Origin of the sequence: Curtobacterium sp. MCLR17_036, from assembly GCF_003234445.2 — a bacterium.
In the GTDB taxonomy this organism is placed as follows: Bacteria; Actinomycetota; Actinomycetes; order Actinomycetales; family Microbacteriaceae; genus Curtobacterium.
In genome coordinates this window covers 3,514,044-3,532,701 of record NZ_CP126269.1, presented here as the reverse complement: position 1 = coordinate 3,532,701, position 18,658 = coordinate 3,514,044, and the positions used below count along the sequence as shown (strand labels likewise).

General features: G+C 73.2%; 18 protein-coding genes. 11 read left to right on the top strand and 7 right to left on the bottom strand.

The window, feature by feature from the left end:
• Positions 1 to 3 precede the first annotated feature (3 nt).
• Positions 4 to 432, top strand: coding sequence for a RidA family protein (locus DEI99_RS16685; protein WP_111040416.1), 429 nt, complete (start codon positions 4 to 6; stop codon positions 430 to 432).
• A gap of 163 nt (positions 433 to 595) precedes the next feature.
• On the opposite strand, the gene tkt is transcribed toward DEI99_RS16685, so the two are convergent.
• A complete protein-coding gene (gene tkt / locus DEI99_RS16680; RefSeq protein WP_111040415.1) occupies positions 596 to 2,602 on the bottom strand; it encodes a transketolase in 2,007 nt (668 codons plus the stop codon).
• Between the two features lie 201 nt (positions 2,603 to 2,803).
• On the opposite strand from tkt, the gene DEI99_RS16675 reads away from it, so the two are divergent.
• From DEI99_RS16675 to DEI99_RS16655, 5 genes are all read left to right on the top strand, one after another.
• Positions 2,804 to 3,535 (top strand): GntR family transcriptional regulator, encoded by a 732-nt coding sequence (locus tag DEI99_RS16675; protein WP_139196379.1) that lies wholly within the window; start codon positions 2,804 to 2,806, stop codon positions 3,533 to 3,535.
• Positions 3,536 to 3,550: 15 nt separating this feature from the next.
• Positions 3,551 to 4,009 carry a PTS sugar transporter subunit IIA gene (locus DEI99_RS16670; protein ID WP_111040413.1) on the top strand — a complete coding sequence of 153 codons (459 nt, stop codon included), beginning with the start codon at positions 3,551 to 3,553 and terminating at the stop codon, positions 4,007 to 4,009.
• Positions 4,006 to 4,302: a PTS sugar transporter subunit IIB gene (locus tag DEI99_RS16665; protein WP_071258974.1), complete on the top strand. Its 297-nt coding sequence runs from the start codon at positions 4,006 to 4,008 to the stop codon at positions 4,300 to 4,302. The genes DEI99_RS16670 and DEI99_RS16665 overlap by 4 nt, the downstream gene beginning before the upstream one ends.
• Before the next feature lie 2 nt (positions 4,303 to 4,304).
• The gene (ulaA, locus tag DEI99_RS16660; protein ID WP_111040412.1) at positions 4,305 to 5,717 is read left to right on the top strand and encodes a PTS ascorbate transporter subunit IIC; all 1,413 of its coding nucleotides are present in this window, start codon (positions 4,305 to 4,307) and stop codon (positions 5,715 to 5,717) included.
• Positions 5,718 to 6,016: 299 nt separating this feature from the next.
• The gene (locus tag DEI99_RS16655; protein WP_111040411.1) at positions 6,017 to 7,006 is read left to right on the top strand and encodes a matrixin family metalloprotease; all 990 of its coding nucleotides are present in this window, start codon (positions 6,017 to 6,019) and stop codon (positions 7,004 to 7,006) included.
• A gap of 97 nt (positions 7,007 to 7,103) precedes the next feature.
• Here DEI99_RS16655 and DEI99_RS16650 read toward each other — a convergent pair whose 3' ends face one another.
• Positions 7,104 to 7,754 (bottom strand): SDR family oxidoreductase, encoded by a 651-nt coding sequence (locus tag DEI99_RS16650; protein ID WP_111040410.1) that lies wholly within the window; start codon positions 7,752 to 7,754, stop codon positions 7,104 to 7,106.
• 111 nt (positions 7,755 to 7,865) lie between these two features.
• Between DEI99_RS16650 and DEI99_RS16645 the strand changes: the two genes are divergently transcribed.
• A complete protein-coding gene (locus tag DEI99_RS16645) occupies positions 7,866 to 8,354 on the top strand; it encodes a DUF4126 family protein (protein ID WP_111040409.1) in 489 nt (162 codons plus the stop codon).
• Positions 8,355 to 8,546: 192 nt separating this feature from the next.
• Here DEI99_RS16645 and DEI99_RS16640 read toward each other — a convergent pair whose 3' ends face one another.
• Entirely contained in the window at positions 8,547 to 9,098 is a 552-nt protein-coding gene (locus DEI99_RS16640; RefSeq protein WP_258369135.1) for a TetR/AcrR family transcriptional regulator, read from the bottom strand.
• 93 nt (positions 9,099 to 9,191) lie between these two features.
• Between DEI99_RS16640 and DEI99_RS16635 the strand changes: the two genes are divergently transcribed.
• Both DEI99_RS16635 and DEI99_RS16630 read left to right on the top strand, forming a co-directional pair.
• Entirely contained in the window at positions 9,192 to 9,923 is a 732-nt protein-coding gene (locus tag DEI99_RS16635; protein ID WP_111040407.1) for an SDR family oxidoreductase, read from the top strand.
• Between the two features lie 127 nt (positions 9,924 to 10,050).
• Complete coding sequence (locus DEI99_RS16630; RefSeq protein WP_111040485.1) at positions 10,051 to 11,022, top strand: NAD-dependent epimerase/dehydratase family protein; 972 nt, start codon at positions 10,051 to 10,053, stop codon at positions 11,020 to 11,022.
• Between the two features lie 10 nt (positions 11,023 to 11,032).
• Here DEI99_RS16630 and DEI99_RS16625 read toward each other — a convergent pair whose 3' ends face one another.
• On the bottom strand, positions 11,033 to 12,202 hold the full coding sequence (locus DEI99_RS16625) for a PQQ-dependent sugar dehydrogenase (RefSeq protein WP_111040484.1): 1,170 nt from the start codon (positions 12,200 to 12,202) through the stop codon (positions 11,033 to 11,035).
• A 126-nt stretch (positions 12,203 to 12,328) separates the two neighbouring features.
• Between DEI99_RS16625 and DEI99_RS16620 the strand changes: the two genes are divergently transcribed.
• Positions 12,329 to 13,000: an SDR family NAD(P)-dependent oxidoreductase gene (locus tag DEI99_RS16620; RefSeq protein WP_071297718.1), complete on the top strand. Its 672-nt coding sequence runs from the start codon at positions 12,329 to 12,331 to the stop codon at positions 12,998 to 13,000.
• 162 nt (positions 13,001 to 13,162) lie between these two features.
• A complete protein-coding gene (locus tag DEI99_RS16615) occupies positions 13,163 to 14,263 on the top strand; it encodes a hypothetical protein (RefSeq protein WP_111040406.1) in 1,101 nt (366 codons plus the stop codon).
• Positions 14,264 to 14,435: 172 nt separating this feature from the next.
• On the opposite strand, the gene DEI99_RS16610 is transcribed toward DEI99_RS16615, so the two are convergent.
• Genes DEI99_RS16610 through DEI99_RS16600 form a run of 3 tightly spaced genes read right to left on the bottom strand, consistent with a single transcriptional unit; the run spans position 14,436 to position 18,573 of the window.
• A complete protein-coding gene (locus tag DEI99_RS16610; protein ID WP_111040405.1) occupies positions 14,436 to 17,270 on the bottom strand; it encodes an ABC transporter permease in 2,835 nt (944 codons plus the stop codon).
• Positions 17,267 to 17,995: an ABC transporter ATP-binding protein gene (locus DEI99_RS16605; protein ID WP_071259064.1), complete on the bottom strand. Its 729-nt coding sequence runs from the start codon at positions 17,993 to 17,995 to the stop codon at positions 17,267 to 17,269. The genes DEI99_RS16610 and DEI99_RS16605 overlap by 4 nt, the downstream gene beginning before the upstream one ends.
• Positions 17,992 to 18,573, bottom strand: a complete 582-nt coding sequence (locus tag DEI99_RS16600) for a PadR family transcriptional regulator (protein ID WP_258369134.1) — start codon at positions 18,571 to 18,573, stop codon at positions 17,992 to 17,994. Before DEI99_RS16600 ends, DEI99_RS16605 begins: the two co-directional genes overlap by 4 nt.
• Positions 18,574 to 18,658: the final 85 nt, after the last annotated feature.

Sequence of the window (18,658 nt, the reverse complement as noted above, 5' to 3'; positions counted from 1 at the left end):
GGCATGGCCAGTGCCGTCCGACTCATCCGTTCCGGGACCCTGAGCGACATCGCCGAGTACGCGTACGCGGCGACCGTGCCGGCCGATGCCCGCTTCGTGTTCCTCGCCGGGGCGTGCCCGCTCGAACCCGACGGGACGACGGCCGCGGTCGGCGACCACCGCGGTCAGGCGGCGAAGTGCGTCGAGACGCTGACCCAGGCGCTGCACGCCGCGGGGGCGACGCTCGAGGACGTCGTCAGCACGCGCGTGCTCGTGGCGTCGTCGCGGCAGGACGACCTGGTCGCGGCGTGGGAGGTCGTGCGTGACGCGTTCGGGGCCCACGACGTGCCGAGCACCTTGTTCGGCGTCACCGTGCTCGGGTACGACGACCAACTCGTCGAGATCGAGGCGGTGGCGGCGGTGCGCGACGAGCCGGTGCCCGAGAACGGGTGACGCGACGAGCACTCGGTGAGCAGAAGACGTCGGGTGCGGACCTCGCACTCGACGTCTTCTGCTCACTCGAGCGGCGTCACGGCCCGCACGGCCGACACGGCCCGCGCGGCCCGCGCGGCCCGCGCAGCCCGCACGGCCCGCGCGGCCCGAGGCGCCCGTCCCGTCAGACGCGCGCGGCCACGGTGCGGAGCGCCTCGACGACGCGTTCCACGGTCATGCCGCGCGCCTCGAGCGCGTCGGCCGCCGGCGCGGAGACGCCGAACTCGTCGATGCCGACCACGACGCCGTCCGGGCCGGCGATGCCCTCCCAGCCGAAGGGCGACGCCGCCTCGACGACGACCCGGGCGCGCACGGAGCGGGGCAGGACGCGCTCGCGGTGGTCGGCGTCCCCGGCCTCGAACCACTCGCGGCAGGGCATCGACACGACCCGGACGGCCAGGTCCGGCACCTGCTCGGCGGCCTGCAGGGCGAGGGCGACCTCGCTGCCGGTCGCCACCACGACGACGTAGGGCTCGCCGTCGGTGTCGCGGACGACGTACGCGCCGCGGGCGACGCCCTCCCGCACCGCGTCGACCGGGGTGTCGGCGACGGGCAGCGGCTGGCGGGCGAGCACGAGCCCGGCGGGTGCACGCCGTTCGAGGACCGCCGCCCAGGCCGCGACGGTCTCGTTGCCGTCCGCCGGCCGGACCACGGCGAAGCCGGGCATCGCACGCAGGCTCGCCAGGTGCTCGATCGGCTGGTGCGTCGGACCGTCCGCGCCGAGCGCCACCGAGTCGTGCGACCACACGTACGTGACGGGGAGCTGCATGAGGGCGGCGAGGCGGATCGCGGGGCGCTGGTAGTCGCTGAAGACCAGGAAGGTGCCGGCGAAGAAGCGCGACCCGCCGGCGAGGGTGATGCCGTTCATCGCGGCGGCCATGGCGTGCTCGCGCACGCCCCAGTGCACGTTCCGGCCGGTCGGCGACGACGGCAGGAACGAGCCGCCGTCGACGATGGCGGTGCGGTTCGGCTCGGCGAGGTCGGCGGAGCCGCCCCAGAGCTCGGGCATCCGCTCGGCGAGCGCCTGGATGACCCGGCCGGAGGCATCGCGGGTCGCCAGTTGCGTGCCGGGTTCGAAGGTCGGGAGGCCCGTGGTCAGCCCGGCGGGCAGCTCGCCCCGTGCGGCACGTGCGTGCTCGGACGCCGCCTGCGGGTGCGCGTCGGTCCAGGCCGCGAACGCGGTGTCCCACGCGGTGCGGAGCGCCTCGCCCCGGTCGAGCGCGCGGCGGGTGTGTGCGAGGACCTCGGCGGGCACGTCGAACGGTTCGCGGTCGATGCCGAGCGCCGCGCGGGTGGCGGCGGTCTCGGCGGCGCCGAGCGGGGCGCCGTGCGACGCGGCGGTGCCGGTGGCGTTCGGTGCCGGCCAGGCGATCTGCGAGGCGAGCACGACGAGGTGCGGCCGGTCGTCGCGCTCGCCGGAGAGCACGCGGTGCAGGGTCGCCAGGTCGACGTCGCCGTCGGGGGTGGTGGCGACGTGGTCGACGCGCCACCCCTGGGCGGCGAAGCGGGCGCCGGTGTCCTCGGACGAGGTCAGGGTGGTGCTGCCCTCGATCTGGATGTCGTTGTCGTCGTACACGACGGTGAGGTTGCCGAGTCCGTGCCGGCCGGCCAGGGCGCCGGCCTCGTAGGAGATGCCCTCCTGCAGGTCGCCGTCGGACGCGAGCACCCAGACGCGCTGGTCGAAGGGCGACGTGCCGGCGGGGGAGTCGGGGTCCAGGCGTGCCCGGTCCCGCTTGAGCGCCATCGCCATGCCGACCGCGGTGGCGAGGCCCTGGCCGAGGGGGCCGGTCGTGGTCTCGACCCCGGGGGTGTGCCCGAACTCGGGGTGCCCCGGCGTCCGTGAGCCCGCCGAGCGGAACGCGCGCAGGTCGTCGACGGTCAGGCCGTAGCCGGTCAGGAACAGCTGCGCGTAGAGCAGGATGCTCGCGTGCCCGCACGAGAGCACGAAGCGGTCGCGCCCCGGCCACTCCGGCGACGCGGGGTCGTGCCGGATGTGCTCCTGGAACAGCAGGTGGGCGACGGGGGCGAGTGCCGCGGCGGTGCCGGGGTGGCCCGACCCGGCCGCCTCGACGGCGTCGATCGCGAGCATCCGGGCGGTGTCGATGGCGTTCCTGCCGACGTCCGTGGTCATGCGTACTCCTTCATCGGGGCGTGGTGGGACGATCTCGACGGTAGGACATGGATCATGACGTCATGACGAATCAAGACCAATCGCCGTCGTTTTGCGATCCCGGTCGGCGAGGGGTAACGTCTCAGACGTCAAGTCGTCATGACGAATTGACGGTCCACCCCTGGCCCGCACCGCGAGCCACACAACGACGTGGAGGAACCCGTGCGCACGATCAGCGGGACGAGCAAGTACGTGGCCGTCCGCGAGCACCTGCTCTCGCGCATCGTCAAGCTCGCGCCGGGCACCCGACTCGCACCCGAACCGGTGCTCTGCGAGGAGTACGGGGTCAGCCGGATCACCCTGCGGCACGCGGTCGACGGGCTCATCGCGGACGGGCACCTCGTGCGCGAACAGGGCCGCGGCACCTTCGTCACCGAGCCGCAGTTCCGCACCCACTACCGGGAGCGCTTCGCCGACGAGGTGAAGGGCTTCTACGTGCAGCAGACGGAAGAGGGCTTCGCCGTCTCGAGCCAGGTGCTCCGGCACGACGTCGTCGTCGCCGGCGAGACGGTCGGCGCGCGCCTCGACGTGTCCTCCGCCGACCGCGTCGTGGAGCTCGTCCGGCTCCGGTTCGTCAACGGCACCCTGCACCACCGCGTCACCACCTACCTGCCGGTCGAGCGATTCCCCCTGGCGGCGACGACCGACTTCACCGACGGGTCGCTGTACGGCTTCCTGCGCGAGGCCTACGGCGTGACGCTCGTCCGGAACGACCTGCTCGTCTCGGTGAGCGCCGCGGACGGCCCCACGTCCGACGCCCTGATGGTCGACCACGGCGAGAAGCTCCTGCGGGTCGCCTCGACGGTCTTCGACCAGGACGACCAGGCCGTCGCGTACGGCGTCTCGGACTTCACGCCGCAGAACTCCGAGATCTTCTTCGGACTGCACAGCTGACGGAACAGGAACACCATGCTCAGAGAACGTCTCACCCCCGACCGGATCCGCTTCGCCGCGGACGTCGAATCGTGGCAGCAGGCGATCGACCTCGTGTCGGCGCCGCTGGTCGACGACGGGTCGATCACCCCCGACTACGTCGAGGCGATGACGACCGCGGTCGCGGCACCCGGCGGCACGTACATCGACCTCGGGTCCGGCGTCGCCCTCGCCCACGCCCGCCCCGAGGCCGGCGTGGTCCGACCGGCGTTGTCGTACCTGCGCGTGCGGCCCGCCGTGCTGCTCGCCGACGACCCGGCGCACCCGATCGACCTGTTCCTGTGCCTCGCCGCGAGCGACTCGAGCGAGCACATCCAGACGATGCAGGAACTCGCCGTCCTGCTCACCGACGAGGACGCCCGCGCCGGGCTCCTCGACGCCACCACCCCCGCCGACGTCACGTCGGTCCTCTCACAGATCGGACAGAACGCATGAAGATCCTCGCCGTCTGCAGCACCGGCCTCGGCTCCAGCTTCATGACCCACATGAACATCGACAAGGCGCTCAAGGAGCTCGGGGTCAGCGGGGTCGACGTCGACCACACCGACCTCGGTTCGGCCTCGTCCACCTCGGCCGACGTCGTCTTCGTCGGCAAGGACATCGCCGAGGCCGCCCAGGACCTCGGTGACGTGGTCGTGCTCGACAGCCTCATCGACTTCTCCGAGATCAAGACGAAGACCGCCGCGGCCCTCACCCGCCACGGCGTCGACGTCCCCGCGGGGGCCTGACGATGAACGGGTTCGTCTCGATCCTGCTCGACCTGTTCCGACAGCCGTCGATCATCGTCGCGCTCATCTCGCTGATCGGGCTCGCGATCCAGCGGAAGAGCGGCAGCGACGTCTTCAAGGGCACCGTCCGCACCCTGGTCGGCTTCCTCGTGCTCGCGGCCGGCGCCGGTGTGGTCAGCGCCTCGCTCTCGCCGTTCGGCGACATGTTCCAGCACGCGTTCAACGTGCAGGGCGTCGTGCCGAACAACGAGGCGATCGTCGGCCAGGTGCTGCTCGAGTACGGCTCCGCCGCCGCGCTCATCTTCTTCTTCGGCATGATCGTCAACGTCGTGCTCGCCGCGACGACGCAGTTCAAGTACATCTACCTGTCCGGCCACGTCGCCTTCTACATGGCGGCGATGGTCGCGGTGATCTTCGGCGTCGCCGGGTTCAGCACGTGGCAGGTCATCCTGTGGGGCTCGATCGCCCAGGGCATCGTCATGACGGTCTCCCCCGCCGTCGTGCAGCCCTTCATGCGCAAGGTCACGGGCACCGACGACGTCGCACTCGGGCACACCGGCGGTGCCGGCATCGCCCTGAGCGGTGTCGTCGCGACCCTGACCCGCAGCAAGAAGAAGCCGTCGAAGTCGACCGAGGACATCGCGTTCCCGTCCGGCCTCGGCTTCCTGCGCGACACCACCGTCATCGTGGCGCTGTCGATGGGCGTCATCTACGTCGTCGTCGCACTGTTCGCCGGTGCCGGGTACATCGAGTCCGAGCTGAGCGACGGCCAGAACTTCATCATCTTCGCGGTGATGCAGGCCGCCACGTTCTCCGCCGGTGTCTTCATCATCCTGGCCGGCGTCCGCGTCGTCCTGGCCGAGATCGTGCCGGCCTTCAAGGGCATCAGCGAGCGGCTCGTGAAGAACGCGAAGCCGGCGCTCGACGTGCCGATCGTGTTCACGTTCGCCCCGAACGCCGTGCTCATCGGCTTCCTGTCGAGCTTCGCCGGCGGCATCGTCGGCATGGTCGTCATGGCCGTGAGCGGCACCGCGGTCATCATCCCGGGGGTCGTCGCGCACTTCATGACCGGCGCGGCCTCCGGCGTCATCGGCAACGGCGCGGGCGGCCGACGCGGCGCGGTGCTCGGCGCGTTCACGAACGGGCTCGCCATCACCTTCCTGCCGCTGCTGCTCCTGCCGGTGCTCGGCGATGTGGGACTGGCGAACTCGACCTTCTCGGACGCCGACTTCGGCGTCGTGGGCCTGGTCTTCGGGCACCTCGCCGGTGCCGGTGGACAGGTCGCCGTGATCGTCGGACTGCTCGCCGCGATCGTGCTGGTGTACGGCGCGTCGATCGTGATGCGCGGCCGAGCGAAGCGCCGGACCGAGGCCGAGGCCGCCGAGCGCGACCAGGAGGTCGCCGCGGCGCGCTGACGACGAGCGGACACGCGCGTCCCGCGCGGTCCGTGAGCAGGGATGGTCGGGTCGCGTTCGCGCACCCGACCATCGCTGGTGTGGGGTGCGTCCGGTGGTGGGCGCGACCCGGCGTCGGACGGGAGGCGCGGTGCGGCGCCGCCACGGGCCTCCCGTCCGACCCGAAGCGCGCAGGAAGCGCGCTGGCAGCGCGTGGGGCGCTGTCCTCTCGGCGAACCGCTGGACCCGGGCGGGGTGCATCCGCGAGCATGGACCGACCAGGGACGGCGGGCACAGGGGTCCGTCGCGGGAAGGCAACCATGCGACCTGTCCGGAACGGCTTCACCGCGGGGGCGGTCATCGCCCTCGCTGCGGGACTCACGATCGGCGCCGCACCGGCGCAGGCGGCGACGCCGACCGCTGCGGAGCACTGCGTCGACGGCACGCTCACGCTGCGGGCGCTGCAGAGCGGCTGCACCGTCGCGTCCGGGTCGGTCGCCCTGCCGGACGGCCGCACGTTCACCGTGCCGGCTCCCGGCGAGAGCGTCGCCGCGACCAGCTCGTCGGTCCCCGGCGCGGCCGAACTGCCCGAGGTCGTCGTCTCGAACACCGGGTCGTCCGGCGTCGCGGTGCGGATCGACGACGTCTGGAAGGGCTCCTCGGCAGCGGCGTCGGCGGCTTCCCGCGCCGCCGCGGCACGCGAGGCGACCGCCCCGACCGCCACGACCCGGGCCGCCGCCGACCCGAAGTGCACGAACAGGTCGTACGCGACGACGGGGTACCGGTGGGCGGGCTCGGTGCAGTGGTACTACAACGAGTCGGGGCAGAAGTCGACGTACGCGAAGGACGCGCTGCGCAAGGCGGCGAACGCCTGGACCGGCACGATCGCCGCGTGCGGGACCACCGTCACCTCCACGGCGCGCAACGGGTACCTCCGCCTGGCGACGCAGGCTCCGGGCCTGACCGACCGTGGCGGCTGCACGAGCAGCAACGGGTACAGCGTCATGGGCTGGGGCAAGCTGCCCGCCGGCACCCTCGGGGTGACGTGCGTCTGGTACGACGGCAGCGGCGTCGCCAAGGAGTCCGACCAGCGGTACGCGACCGGGTACAAGTGGAGCTCGACCGCCGCGTGCTCCGGCGGCCGCTTCGACACCCAGGCCGTCGCGACGCACGAGTGGGGCCACGTCTACGGCCTCGCACACGTGAAGACCGGCACCGGTCAGGTCATGCAGCCGTCCGGCGGGTACTGCGACCTCGGCGCCCGCACGCTCGGGCTCGGCGACCTGACGGGCATCGCGGCCCTCTACTGAGCGCGGTGAGAGCGCTCACGGCGGCGGCCGCCACCGCTGTGGTGGTGGCCGCCGCGCCGCTGGTGGCGGGTGCGGTGGTGGCGGGTGCTGCGGTCGGTCAGGCGCCGCTCTCGCGCACGAAGTCCGCGATCGGCGTCGAACCATGGTTGAAGCGGTAGGTGCGACCGACGGCCTCGGGGCGCTCGACGGCGTCGGCGACCACGTGGGCGACGTCGCCGCGGGCGACCTGCGACGACGAGCCGTCCCAGTCGACCGAGCCGGTGGCGTCGTCGTCGGTCAGGGTGCTCGGCGCCACGACGGTCCAGGACAGCCCCGAGTCGCGGAGCACGGCGTCGGCGACCATCTTGGACTGGGCGTAGGCGAAGAAGTCGTCGTCCTGCGGCACCCCGTGGTCGAGCTCGGAGCCGGACCAGGACACCATGACGTACCGCTCGACGCCGGCCTGCGCGGCGCCCTGCATCGAGAGCACGGCCGCGTCGCGGTCGATCGCCCACGTGCGGTCGGCGGAACCACCACCGGCACCGGCGGACCACACGACGGCGTCGTGCCCGCGCACCAGGTCGGCGAAGTCGGTGAGGGACTGCTGCTGGACGTCGGCGACGCGGGGTTCACCGCCGTGCGCACGGACCTCGTCGGACTGCTCGGCCTTGCGGATGACGGAGGTGACCGAGTGGCCGCGCTCGGACAGGATGCGGGTGGCGAGGAGTGCGACCTTGCCGTGGCCGCCGAAGACGATGACGTTGCTCATGGCCCGGACGGTACTCGCCGTGGCTCAGCACCCGGGGGACGCCGACGAGGAGTCTCGGAGCGCACCAGGTCGCGGTGGGTAGCGTCGGCCGTGACACGTCAAGGAGACACGATGAGCAAGCAGCACGAGCAGCACACCCTGGTCCGGACACTGGTCCTCGGCATCCTCAGCGGTGGGCGCAGCGCCACGCCGCTCGCCGTGATGGCCCTCAACCACGACCGGTCCTCGCTGAAGGGGGCCTGGCAGGACTGGAAGGTCTTCAGCACGCCGATCGGCCGAGGGCTGCTCGTCGCCTCGGCCGTGGGTGAGCTCGTCGGCGACAAGCTGCCGAAGACCCCGAACCGCATCTCCCCCACCGGACTCATCGGCCGGATCGGGTCCGGTGCGCTCGTCGGCGCGGCCCTCGGCACCACCGGCAGGCGCGACCTGCGCATCGAGGGCGCGATCCTCGGCGGCATCGGCGCCGTCGTCGGTTCGTTCGTCGGGTGGGGCCTCCGCAAGGCCGTCGGCGCCACCACCGGCCTGCCGGACCCGGTCGTCGCGCTCGCCGAGGACGCCGCCACCGTGGCCGGCTCGGTGAAGGTGATCACCACCGCCTGAATCCCGGAGCGCGGTCGTCGCGCTTCGTGAGCAGGAACGGTCGGGTCGCACCCGCGCACGTCCCGCTTCGTGAGCAGGAATGGTCGGGTCGCACCCGCGCACCCGACCGTTCCTGCTCATGATGTTCCTCCGCGCCCGGCCCGCGCCCGCCCTGTGCCGCGCCCGGCCATTGCCGCGCACGTCGCGCGCCGGTCAGGCCGCTGCGACCACCCCGGCGGTCGCGAGTCGGACCCGCTTCCGCGCACGCGCCTCGTCGTCCCCGAACCGGTCGAGCCCCCACGACACCGCCGTCAAGAGCTCGAACACTGCCGAGGCGTCGACCTCGTCGTCGGTGCTGCTCGCCGTTCCGCGCGCCCGCTCGAGGAACTCCGCCGTCCGGGCCGTGAGTCGCGAGCAGATCGTCCGGACGGGCGAGTCCTCGTCGTCGACGGCGTCGGCGATGCAGGTCGGCAGGTCCTGCCAGACCCGGAGCCCCCACGCCAACCGGAACATCCACTCCTGCAGGGCCGGTACCGGTTCCTGGTCCTCGAGCTCCGCGGAGTCGTCGATCACCCGGTGCACGGTGTCGGTCATGACCGCCGCGAGCAGGTCGTCCCGCGTCGGGAAGTTCCGGTAGAGCGTCGCGTTCCCGACCCCGGCCCGGGTGGCGATGCCGTCGATGGGCGCCAGGATGCCCTCGGACTCGAACAAGTCGCGCGCCGCGGCGAGGATCGCGTCGCGGTTGCGGCGGGCGTCGGCGCGCACGGGACCTCCCGGACTTGACGGATGTGGGGAGTGTCCCCACATACTGTTCCGGGGAGCATCCCCGTTTCCACCGAGCCTACCGCAGGAGTCACCATGACCGAAGAGTTCACCGACCGCACCGTGCTCGTCACCGGCGCCAACGGAGGGCTCGGCACCGAGTTCGTCCGCCAGGCACTCGAGCGCGGTGCACGACGCGTGTACGCCGCCGCCCGCTCACCGCGCGCCTGGGACGACGAGCGCGTCGTCCCGATCGCACTCGACGTGACCGACCCGTCGTCGATCGCCGCGGCCGTCGCGACCGCGTCCGACGCCGACCTGCTCGTCAACAACGCCGGCATCGCACCCGAGGTGGACGTCTCCCTCGTCTCCGTCGCCGACGACACGCTCGAGCACGTGTTCGCGACGAACACCTTCGGCGTCATCCGGGTCTCGGCGGCGTTCGCACCGGTCCTCGCGGCGAACGGCGGCGGTGCGGTGCTCAACGTGCTCTCGCTGGCCGCCTGGATCCCGCTGCCCACGGTCTACGCGGCGTCGAAGGCCGCCGCGCTGGCCGCGACGAACGGTCTGCGGACCGAACTCGCCGGCCAGGGCACCGCGGTCACCGGGCTCATCGTCGGCATGGTCGACACCGCCATGGGCGCGCGGTTCGACGTGCCGAAGTCGACCCCGGAGCACGTCGTGACCCAGGCGTACGACGGCGTCCTGGCCGGCGCGTGGGAGGTGCTGGCGGACGACGACTCCCGCTTCGTGAAGGGCCTGCTCAGCGCTCCCGCCGAAGACCTCGCCGCAGCGACCCGGGCCGCGATGGGCGCCGTGGTCGACTGAGACCGCCCGTCCGACCGCTCGCCGGTCGCGCGCGCTTCGCGCTTCGTGTGCAGGAACGGTCGGGTCGTACCGCCGCACCCGACCGTTCCTGCTCACGATCCGCACGCCTCGGCCTACGGTGGGCCGCATGCACATCGTCGTCATCGGAGCCACCGGCCACATCGGATCGTTCCTCGTCCCCCGTCTCGTCCGCGCCGGCCACCGGGTCGTCGCCGTCAGCCGCGGCACGAGCACCCCCTACGCCGACGCCCCCGAGTGGCAGCAGGTCGAGCGGGTCACGGCCGACCGTGAGCAGGAGGACCGTGACGGCACCTTCGGCGACCGGATCGCCGCGCTCGGCGCCGACGCGGTCGTCGACCTGGTCTGCTTCACGGAGTCGTCCGCCGCCGCGCTCGTCGCAGCCCTGCGCGGCACCGGCACGCACCTGGTGCAGTGCGGTTCGATCTGGCGTGCCGGCGTCTCGCACGTGCTCCCGATCACCGAGGAGAACGCGACCCCGCCCTCCGGCGAGTACGGCGTCCAGAAGGACGCCATCGCCCGGATGCTCAAGGAGGAGACCGCATCAGGCGGTCTGGTCACCACGTCGCTCCACCCCGGCCACATCAGCGGTCCGGGCTGGACGCCGATCGGTCCGCTCGGCAACCTCGACACCTCGGTGCTCACGAAGCTGTCCGCCGGCGAACCGCTCGAGGTCCCCGGCCTCGGCGCCGATACGATGGCCCACGTGCACGCCGACGACGTGGCGCAGGCCTTCGAGCTCGCGGTCGAGCACCGCGACGCGGCGGCGGGCGAGGACTTCTCCGTCACCGCCCCGACGGCACTCACCGTGCGCGGGTACGCCCACCTGGCAGCGTCCTGGTTCGGCCAGGAGGCCCGGCTCGACCCCGTCTCGTGGGACCGGTTCCGCGAGACCACGGCCCCCGAGCACGCCGACGCGAGCTGGCAGCACCTGTCCCGCAGCCAGGTCTTCTCGATCGAGAAGGCGACGCGGCTGCTCGGCTACGCACCCGCGTACACCGCCGAGGAGACCGTGCTCGACGCTGTCCGTTGGCTCGTCGACCACGGTGGACTCGAGGTCGCGAACCCGCTCGTCGTCTGACGGTGCCGCGTCAGCCCCGCGTGATCGGCACCGAGACGATCCGGTCGTCACCGCTCGCCGGGGTCCCGCGGCCGTCGGTGTTGTTCGTCACGAACCAGAGCGTGTCCGACGGCCCCTCGAGCACGGTCCGGATCCGGCCGAAGTCGCCCGCGAAGTACTCGGTCGCGGTGCCGGGGTCGTCGGCGGGGACCGCGCGGAGGACACGGCCCTGCAGGTTCGCGACGAAGACGGTGTCGTCGACGACCGCGAGGCCGCTCGGCGACGCCTCGTCGGTGGACCACTGCTGCACGGGGTCGACGAAGCCCTGGTCCTCGCCGCCGGTGCCCTCGACCTCGGGCCAGCCGTAGTTCGACCCGGGCTCGATGACGTTGAGCTCGTCGTGGGCGTCCTCACCGAACTCCGACGCGAACATCGTGCCGTCCGACGTCCACCCCATGCCCTGCACGTTGCGGTGCCCGAGGCTCCACACCGGCGACCCGTCGATCGGGTTGTCGACGGGCACGTCGCCGTCCGGGGTGAGCCGCAGGATCTTGCCCGCGAGCGAGTCCTCGTCCTGCGCGTCCGTGCTCGCACCGGCGTCCCCGACGCTCGCGTAGAGCATGTCGTCGGGCCCGAAGGCGATCCGGCCGCCGTCGTGGAAGGTGTTCTTCGGCAGGCCGTCGATGATCGTCGTCGCGTCGCCGAGGCCCCACGACCCGGCGCTGCCGGTCAGCTCGTACCGCTGGATCCGGTTGCCGTCGTCGGCGGTCGAGTAGACGAACAGGTCGTCGTCGTGCAGCGCGAGTCCGAGCAGTCCGCCCTCGCCGCCGTGGCTGACACCGTCGACGGTGCCGACCTGACGGGTGGTGCCGTCGGACCGCAGCTCGAGCACCCGGGCCGAGTCGCGCTCGCTGACCAGCGCGTCGCCGTCGTCGCCGGTCAGGACCACCGACCAGGGGGCCTCCAGGCCGGTGACCACGTCGGTGGTCTCACCGTCGAGCGCCACCTGACCGGCCGACAGGTCGGCGGGCGCGGTCGCGCGCGCCGACGGCGGACCGCCCCGGTCGGATCCGTCCTGCTCCGCTCCGCCACCGCTCGTGCAGGCGCTGAGAGCCAGCACCAGGGCCAGTGCGGCGACGGCGGCGAGGCCGGCCGCCGACCAGCGTCGGCGGCTGCGGGGCGTTCCGGCGGGTGTGTCCACGATGATCCTCCCGGGGTCGTGCGTCGATCCCACACGCCGTGTTCGGGAAACGCCTGGGGGAGCACGGTCCCCGGCTTGGTTCAGTGGGTGTCGGTCGGCACCACGTCGTCCCGGAAGGACCAGCACATGACCACCATCGCCATCGTCGGCGCCGGCAAGGGCCTCGGCATCGCCGTCGCCGAGCGCTTCGCCCGAGAGGGCTTCGCCGTCGCCCTGATCTCCCGCAACCAGGACCGCCTGGACGGCCTCGCCGCGGAACTGCGCGAGCGCGGCCACACCGCCGCCGGGTTCGCCGCGAACGTCCGCGACGGGGACTCGCTGCGCACCGCGCTCGAGCGCGCCACCGAGCAGCTCGGCCCGATCGAGGTGTTGCAGTACAGCCCGCTCCCCGCCAAGGAGTACATGCGCCCCGTGCTCGAGACCACGGCGGAGGACCTGGTCGGTCCGATCGAGTTCTCGGTCTACGGCTCGGTCAACGCCGTCCGCCAGGTGCTGCCCGGCATGCGCGCGATCGGCCACGGCACGATCCTGTTCGTGAACGGCGGCAGCGCGGTCCGCCCGGGTGCCCGCGTCACCGGCACGTCCGTCGCCTTCGCCGGCGAGAGCGCGTACGCCCAGCTGCTCCACGACGCCGTCCGCGACGAGGACGTGCACGTCGGCCAGCTCATCATCCCGTTCGGCATCGACGACGGGCAGCCCGAGCACTCCGGTGAGTCCATCGCCGACCGCCTGTGGGCGATCCACACCGAGCGCGGCGACTTCCGCACCTACGCGGAGCCGATGCCCGAGCTCGGCTGAGCGCGACGCGCTGCGCACCACGTGCCGGACGGGAGGCCCGTGGTGACGCCGCCACGGGCCTCCCGTCCGTCGCGTGTCGCCACCAGGGCCCCGATGGGTCGGGGGACACAGTCGCGACGTCGGAGGGCGGGCCGCACCGCCGCGCGCCCCTAGCGTCGAGGCGTGGACCCGGAAGCCTTCGACGGTGCGGCGGGCACCGCCCTGCTGCTCGTCATGCCGCTGTCCGTGCTGTTCGTCGCCGCGGCCCTGCGGCGGGCGGGCGCGCCGCGGTGGACCTGGGCGCTGTACCTGCTCGGGGCCGCCGGGGCGCTGGTGCTGCTGCACGTCGCCGGGCACACCCGGTACGACGGCCCGTCCGACGGGCACTTCCCGTGGGACGTCGGGCAGTTCGCGGGTCTGGGCCTCGGCCGGATCGGCGTCGCCGTCAACGCGGTCGCCGCGACGCTGTGGATCGCGCCGGGGCGCCGTCCGTACACCGAGCCGTTGCCCCGTCGCGAGAACCGACTGGTCGTCGCCGCGTACTGCTCGGCGGCGCTCGCGACGGTCGTGCCGGCGACGTGGTGGAGCGTCGGGCTCGGCATCGTGCCGGTCGGCGTCGAGCTGCCGGTCGTGCTCGCCGGGGTCGGGTTCCTCGCTGCAGCGGTGCTGCTCCGGCGGCGGCGCCAGCGCGCATCGGGCGAGCGCGAGCTTCTGCCCGAGACAGTGTGGCCGGTGGACGCGGTCGTCGCGATCGGCCTCGCCGGGGTACTCGCGGTCGGGCCGTCGTTCTCCGGCAGCGGCCTGCCGGACCCGTCGTCCGAGCGCGACCCGGCCGTGGTGACCGACCGACCCGCCCCGACGACGGACCCCGAGTGGCCGGGGCCGACACCCGTGACCCGGACGTCGCTCGGCCCCGCTGCGGTCGAGGCGGGGACGCGTGCCCTGCTCGAGGACACGGTCCGCTGGGCCGGCCCGCTCGACGACCTGTCGTCCCCGACGCCGGCCGCCGCCGAGCCGCCGGCGGTCGCCCTCGTACCGGAGCGGTGCGACGACCGCGGGCGGCGCTGGACCGGCTCGCTCGTGCTGCCCTCGGCCCGGCCGCAGGACCTGGCGCCCCGGGTGCTCTCGGGCTGGAAGGCGTCCGGCTACGCCCCGGTCGACCGGGCGATGGGGACCGACCTCGTCATGCCGCTGCGGACGGACGCCGCGGTCGAGCGGATGCGCCTCGGTGGGGGCCCGGACGGCGTGCACGTCACCGTCGAGTCCTTCTGCGTGCCCGACTGAGCGCGGCGCTCGCCGCTTCGTGAGCAGGAACGGTCGGCTCACCCGCAGCGACCCGACCGTTCCTGCTCACGATGTGACGGACGGGAGGCCCGTGGCGGCGCCGCCACGGGCCTCCCGTCCGTTCGTGCTCCCGTTCGTTCAGTGCGCCCGTCCGTTCAGTGCTCCCGTCCGTTCAGTGCGCCCGTCGCACCGCGACCCGGCGCCGGCTCCGGGTGGTCAGCCAGGCGCCGGCCGACACGACCAGCGGCAGGCCGATCGCCAGCAGCCCGAGCACCGGCCAGTCCGGGACGAACGGCAGGTGGTTCACGCCGGCGGCCTGCTCGCCGAACCGGATCGTGAGCGCCCGGATCGGCAGCAGCCCGAGCAGCGTCCCGATCACGGCCCCGACCGTGGTGAGGATCGCCGCCTGCCAGGTCGACACCTGCCGGCGCAGACGGGGTGCCGCGCCGACGGCGTCGAGCACCTCGTCGTCGCGGCGGCCGTCCGACCGCGCCAACCCGAGTGCGACCGCGGTCGCGCCGATCGTGACGGCGGCGGCCAGCGCGAGCACGATCGCCCGGATGAGCGCCCCGTTATCCACCGGGCCGGTCTCGTAGAAGAACTGCGGTCCGTACCACCGTTCGCGGTCGGCCCCGCCGTACGACTGCCACGCGGAGCTCAGTTCGTCGTACTGCTTCGGCGTGAGGTCGCCCGGCAGCGTCGTGACGAGCAGGCCGTCCACCGCCGGCACGTGGTACCGCTCCGCGGTGGCCCGGGTCATGAACACCCCGACCTTGATCCGCGGCGACTGCACGTCGGTGACGGCCGGGATCGTGACGCTGGAATCCGGACGGGTCCGTTCGGTGATCGTCGGGCTCTCGTACGTGCGGTCGCGGAACGTGTCGATGCGGACCGCGCCGTCGCGGGCGTACTCGGACCAGAGCGACACGGCCTCGCCGCCCTCCAGGGCGTCCCGCACCGCGGCCGACGGCCGGTGCCCGGTGAGCACGGCGTAGTCGTCGACGGTCCCGGTCAGGATGTGCGGCTCCGCCGCGTCGTCGGTGTCGAGGAACCACGAGCACGCGGTCGTGTCGTTCACGGTGCAGTCGTACGGCGTCCAGCGGTGCGGGATCGTCACGGTCGTCGGCGTCTCGCCCGAGCCGCCCTTCACCACGCCGAGCACGCGGATCCGGTCGTGGCGCAGCACGCCCGCGGTGACCTTCGCGGCCCGTGCGGTGAGCTCGGCGTCGTGTTCGCCGAAGGACCCACCGTCGGCGTCCGAGACCTGGACCTCGGTCGTGGCGACCCCGACGGCGGTGGCGTAGTCGTAGCCACGGACGTACCGGGCCTGGCTCGAGGCGTTCCAGGTGATGACGAGCGAGGCGACGAAGACGACGCTCATCACGCTGGCGAGCACCGGGACGGTGCGCACCGGGTTCCGCAGGGCGTCGCGGGCGGCCATGCGCGCTGCGAGTCCGAGACGCGACGACAGCCGCGCCACCAGGGCGAGCAGCCACGGGGAGCAGATCGCGACACCGAGCTGCATGAGGCAGGGGCCGATCGCGACCCCGGCGCCGACGACCCACGCCAGGTGGTCTTCCTGCACCTCGCGGTCGTTCAGCACGAGGACCCCGATGCCGCAGGCCAGCGTCATCACGGCGCCGCCGACGATGAGCGCAGGGCCCCAGATCCGGCGTCGGCGCCGTGCCGGACGGCTGACCGTGACCGGGCGGAGGGAACCGCGCAGGGCGGCGAGCACGTTGATGCGGGTCGCCGTGCGCGCCGCGACCAGGGCGGAGACGAGGCCCGCCAGCACGCCGGCGCCGCCGATCGTCAGCAGCAGGGGCAGCGGCACGTGCAGGCCCGGGAACGACACGACGTCGCCGTTGTCGATGATCCGGTAGGTGAACATCCCGATACCGGTGCCGAGCAGCACGCCGAGCACGGCGCCGGTCGCCCCGAGCACCAGCCCGGACCCGGCGACGATCGTGCGGACGAACCGCTTCTCGCCGCCGACGCTCGTGATGATCGCGTACGAGCGGGTGTCCGCCCGGGTGCCGACCAGGAACGCGGCACCGGCGAGCAGTGCCACCTCGAACATCGCGAAGACGCCGAGCAGCGCGAGGCCGCCGAGGTACCAGCCGAGGTTCGACCCCGAGGACCCACCGGTGACGCGCTCGTCCGGCGGGTCGAGCACGACGGGGCGGGACTGCACGGTGATGCCGTGCGCGTTGAGCTGCCGGATCTCCGACCAGGTCGGCGCCGTCGTCGGCAGGTAGACCGTGACGTCGGGCAGGCTGCCGGCATCCGTCGCCGCGGTGTCCGTCATGGTGGTGCCCCACGGCACGAACACGCCCTGCGTGTCGGGCGCCGACCCGAGGTCGCGCATGGTGCCCGTGATCGTGAAGCGCTTCGTCACCGGGTCGGTCAGGTCGACGGTGTCGCCGATGTGCGCCCCGAGCCGGTCGAGCGTCGCCGGGGTCACCATGAGTTCGTCGCGCGCCGTCGGCCGGTCGCCGGCGAGCACCCGCCAGTGCCCGTCGAGCGAGCGGTCCCAGGTGCTGCCCTCGACCGCCGTGATGCCGACCGGTCCCTTCGGCCCCTGCAGCACGACGGGCGCGCTGCCCACCGGGATCGCGAGCGCCCCGTCCGGGACGAACGACAGCGGGTCCGCGAAGGGGGCGTCGCCGTCCGCCTTCGTCACCGGGCTGTTCCGCGCCGACTCGGTGGACTGCCACTGCACCGGGTCCTGCCGCATGCCGGGCAGGTCGGGACCGGACACGCGCATCTGCGCCGCGGCACCGCCGAGGTCGTAGGCGAGCGATTCGGCCTGGGTCGGCTGGGTCGACTGCACCACGACGGCCACGGCCGCGAACCCCGCGGTCGGGATCCCGATGAGCGCCACGATGAGCGCGGCCCGCCCGGCCTTCGCGAAGGCGAGTCGGCGGCCGAGTCGGAGCGCGGGACGGAGTGCGAAGGGTGTCCGGACGCGCTGGGCGGTCCCGGTGGACCGCCGTCGCCCGCTCACGACGCGGCCCGGTCGGCGAGTGCCTGCTCGACCCCGGTGTACACGGCCTCGTCGACGACGCGACCGTCGCGCAGGAACACGATCCGGTCGGCCCAGGCGGCGTGCCGTGCGTCGTGGGTGACGAGCAGCGCGCCGGCACCCGCGTCGACGTGGCGGCGGAGCATGCGCAGGACGACCTCGCCGGTCTGCGAGTCGAGCGCCCCGGTCGGTTCGTCCGCGAGCACCAGGCGGCGCTCGCCGACGACCCCGCGGGCGATCGCCACGCGCTGCTGCTGGCCGCCGGACAGGTCGTCCGGGTAGGCGGTCAGCCGGTGGCCGAGCTCCACGTTGTCGAGCGCGAGCTCGGCGGCGCGGCGGGCCTGCGAGGCCTTCCAGCCGTCGAGTTCGAGCGGCAGGGCGACGTTCTCGACGGCCGTCAGCGAGGGGATGAGGTTGAAGTCCTGGAAGACGAAACCGAGCAGCCGACGCCGCAGCGCCGCGAGCTCCTTCGCCGGGCGCTCGGAGACGAACTCGCCGTCGATGACGACCTCGCCGCTCGTCGGCGGCAGCAGGGTGCCGGCGACCGCCAGCATCGTCGACTTGCCGGAGCCCGACGTGCCCATCACCGCGACCATCTCGCCGCGCTGGACCGACAGGTCGATCCCGGCGAGGGCGGTGACGGCCTTGGCGCCGGACCCGTAGTGCACGCTCACGGCGTCGAGCCGCAGCAGCGGCGCGGCGCTCACCGGACACCCCGGGCTGCGTCGGCGGCGGGCGCGGTCGCGGATTCCGGAGCGGCAGGGTGCTCGTCCGGTCGGTACCGGGCCACGCTCGACTCGACGTGGTCGAGCCAGCGCACCTCGGCCTCGGCCTGGAACACCATCGACTCGAGCACGAGCGACCACGCCAGGTCGGACGCCGGGTCGGCCGTGCGCTTGAGCCGCGTCAGGTCCTGCAGGTTGCGGATCGCGGCACCGCGCTGCACCTGCACGAGCCTGGCGACGTCGACGCCGGGCACCGTCACCGCGAGGGCGAACTTGATCGCCAGCTCGTCGCGACCGCGCTTGGCCGGCACCGGCTCGCTGAACCAGCGCGCCACTTCCTCGTGCCCCGCGGGGGTCGCCGTGTAGACGACGTGCCCGTCGTCGTCGGCGTCGCCGCGGGCCACGAGGCCGTCGCGCTCGAGCCGGTCGAGGGTCGTGTAGACCTGGCCGATGTTCAACGGCCAGCTCCCGCCGGTGCGGTGCTCGAACTCCCCCCGGAGCTGGTACCCGTACCCGGGTCCCCCCACCAGCAGCGCGAGTACGCCCATCCGTACGCTCATGACACTTCCTCGTTCCGTTCTGCGAACGGGCATACTCGGTATGCCCATACCGAGTATGCAGACGCAGCGGGAACGGCGCAAGTGC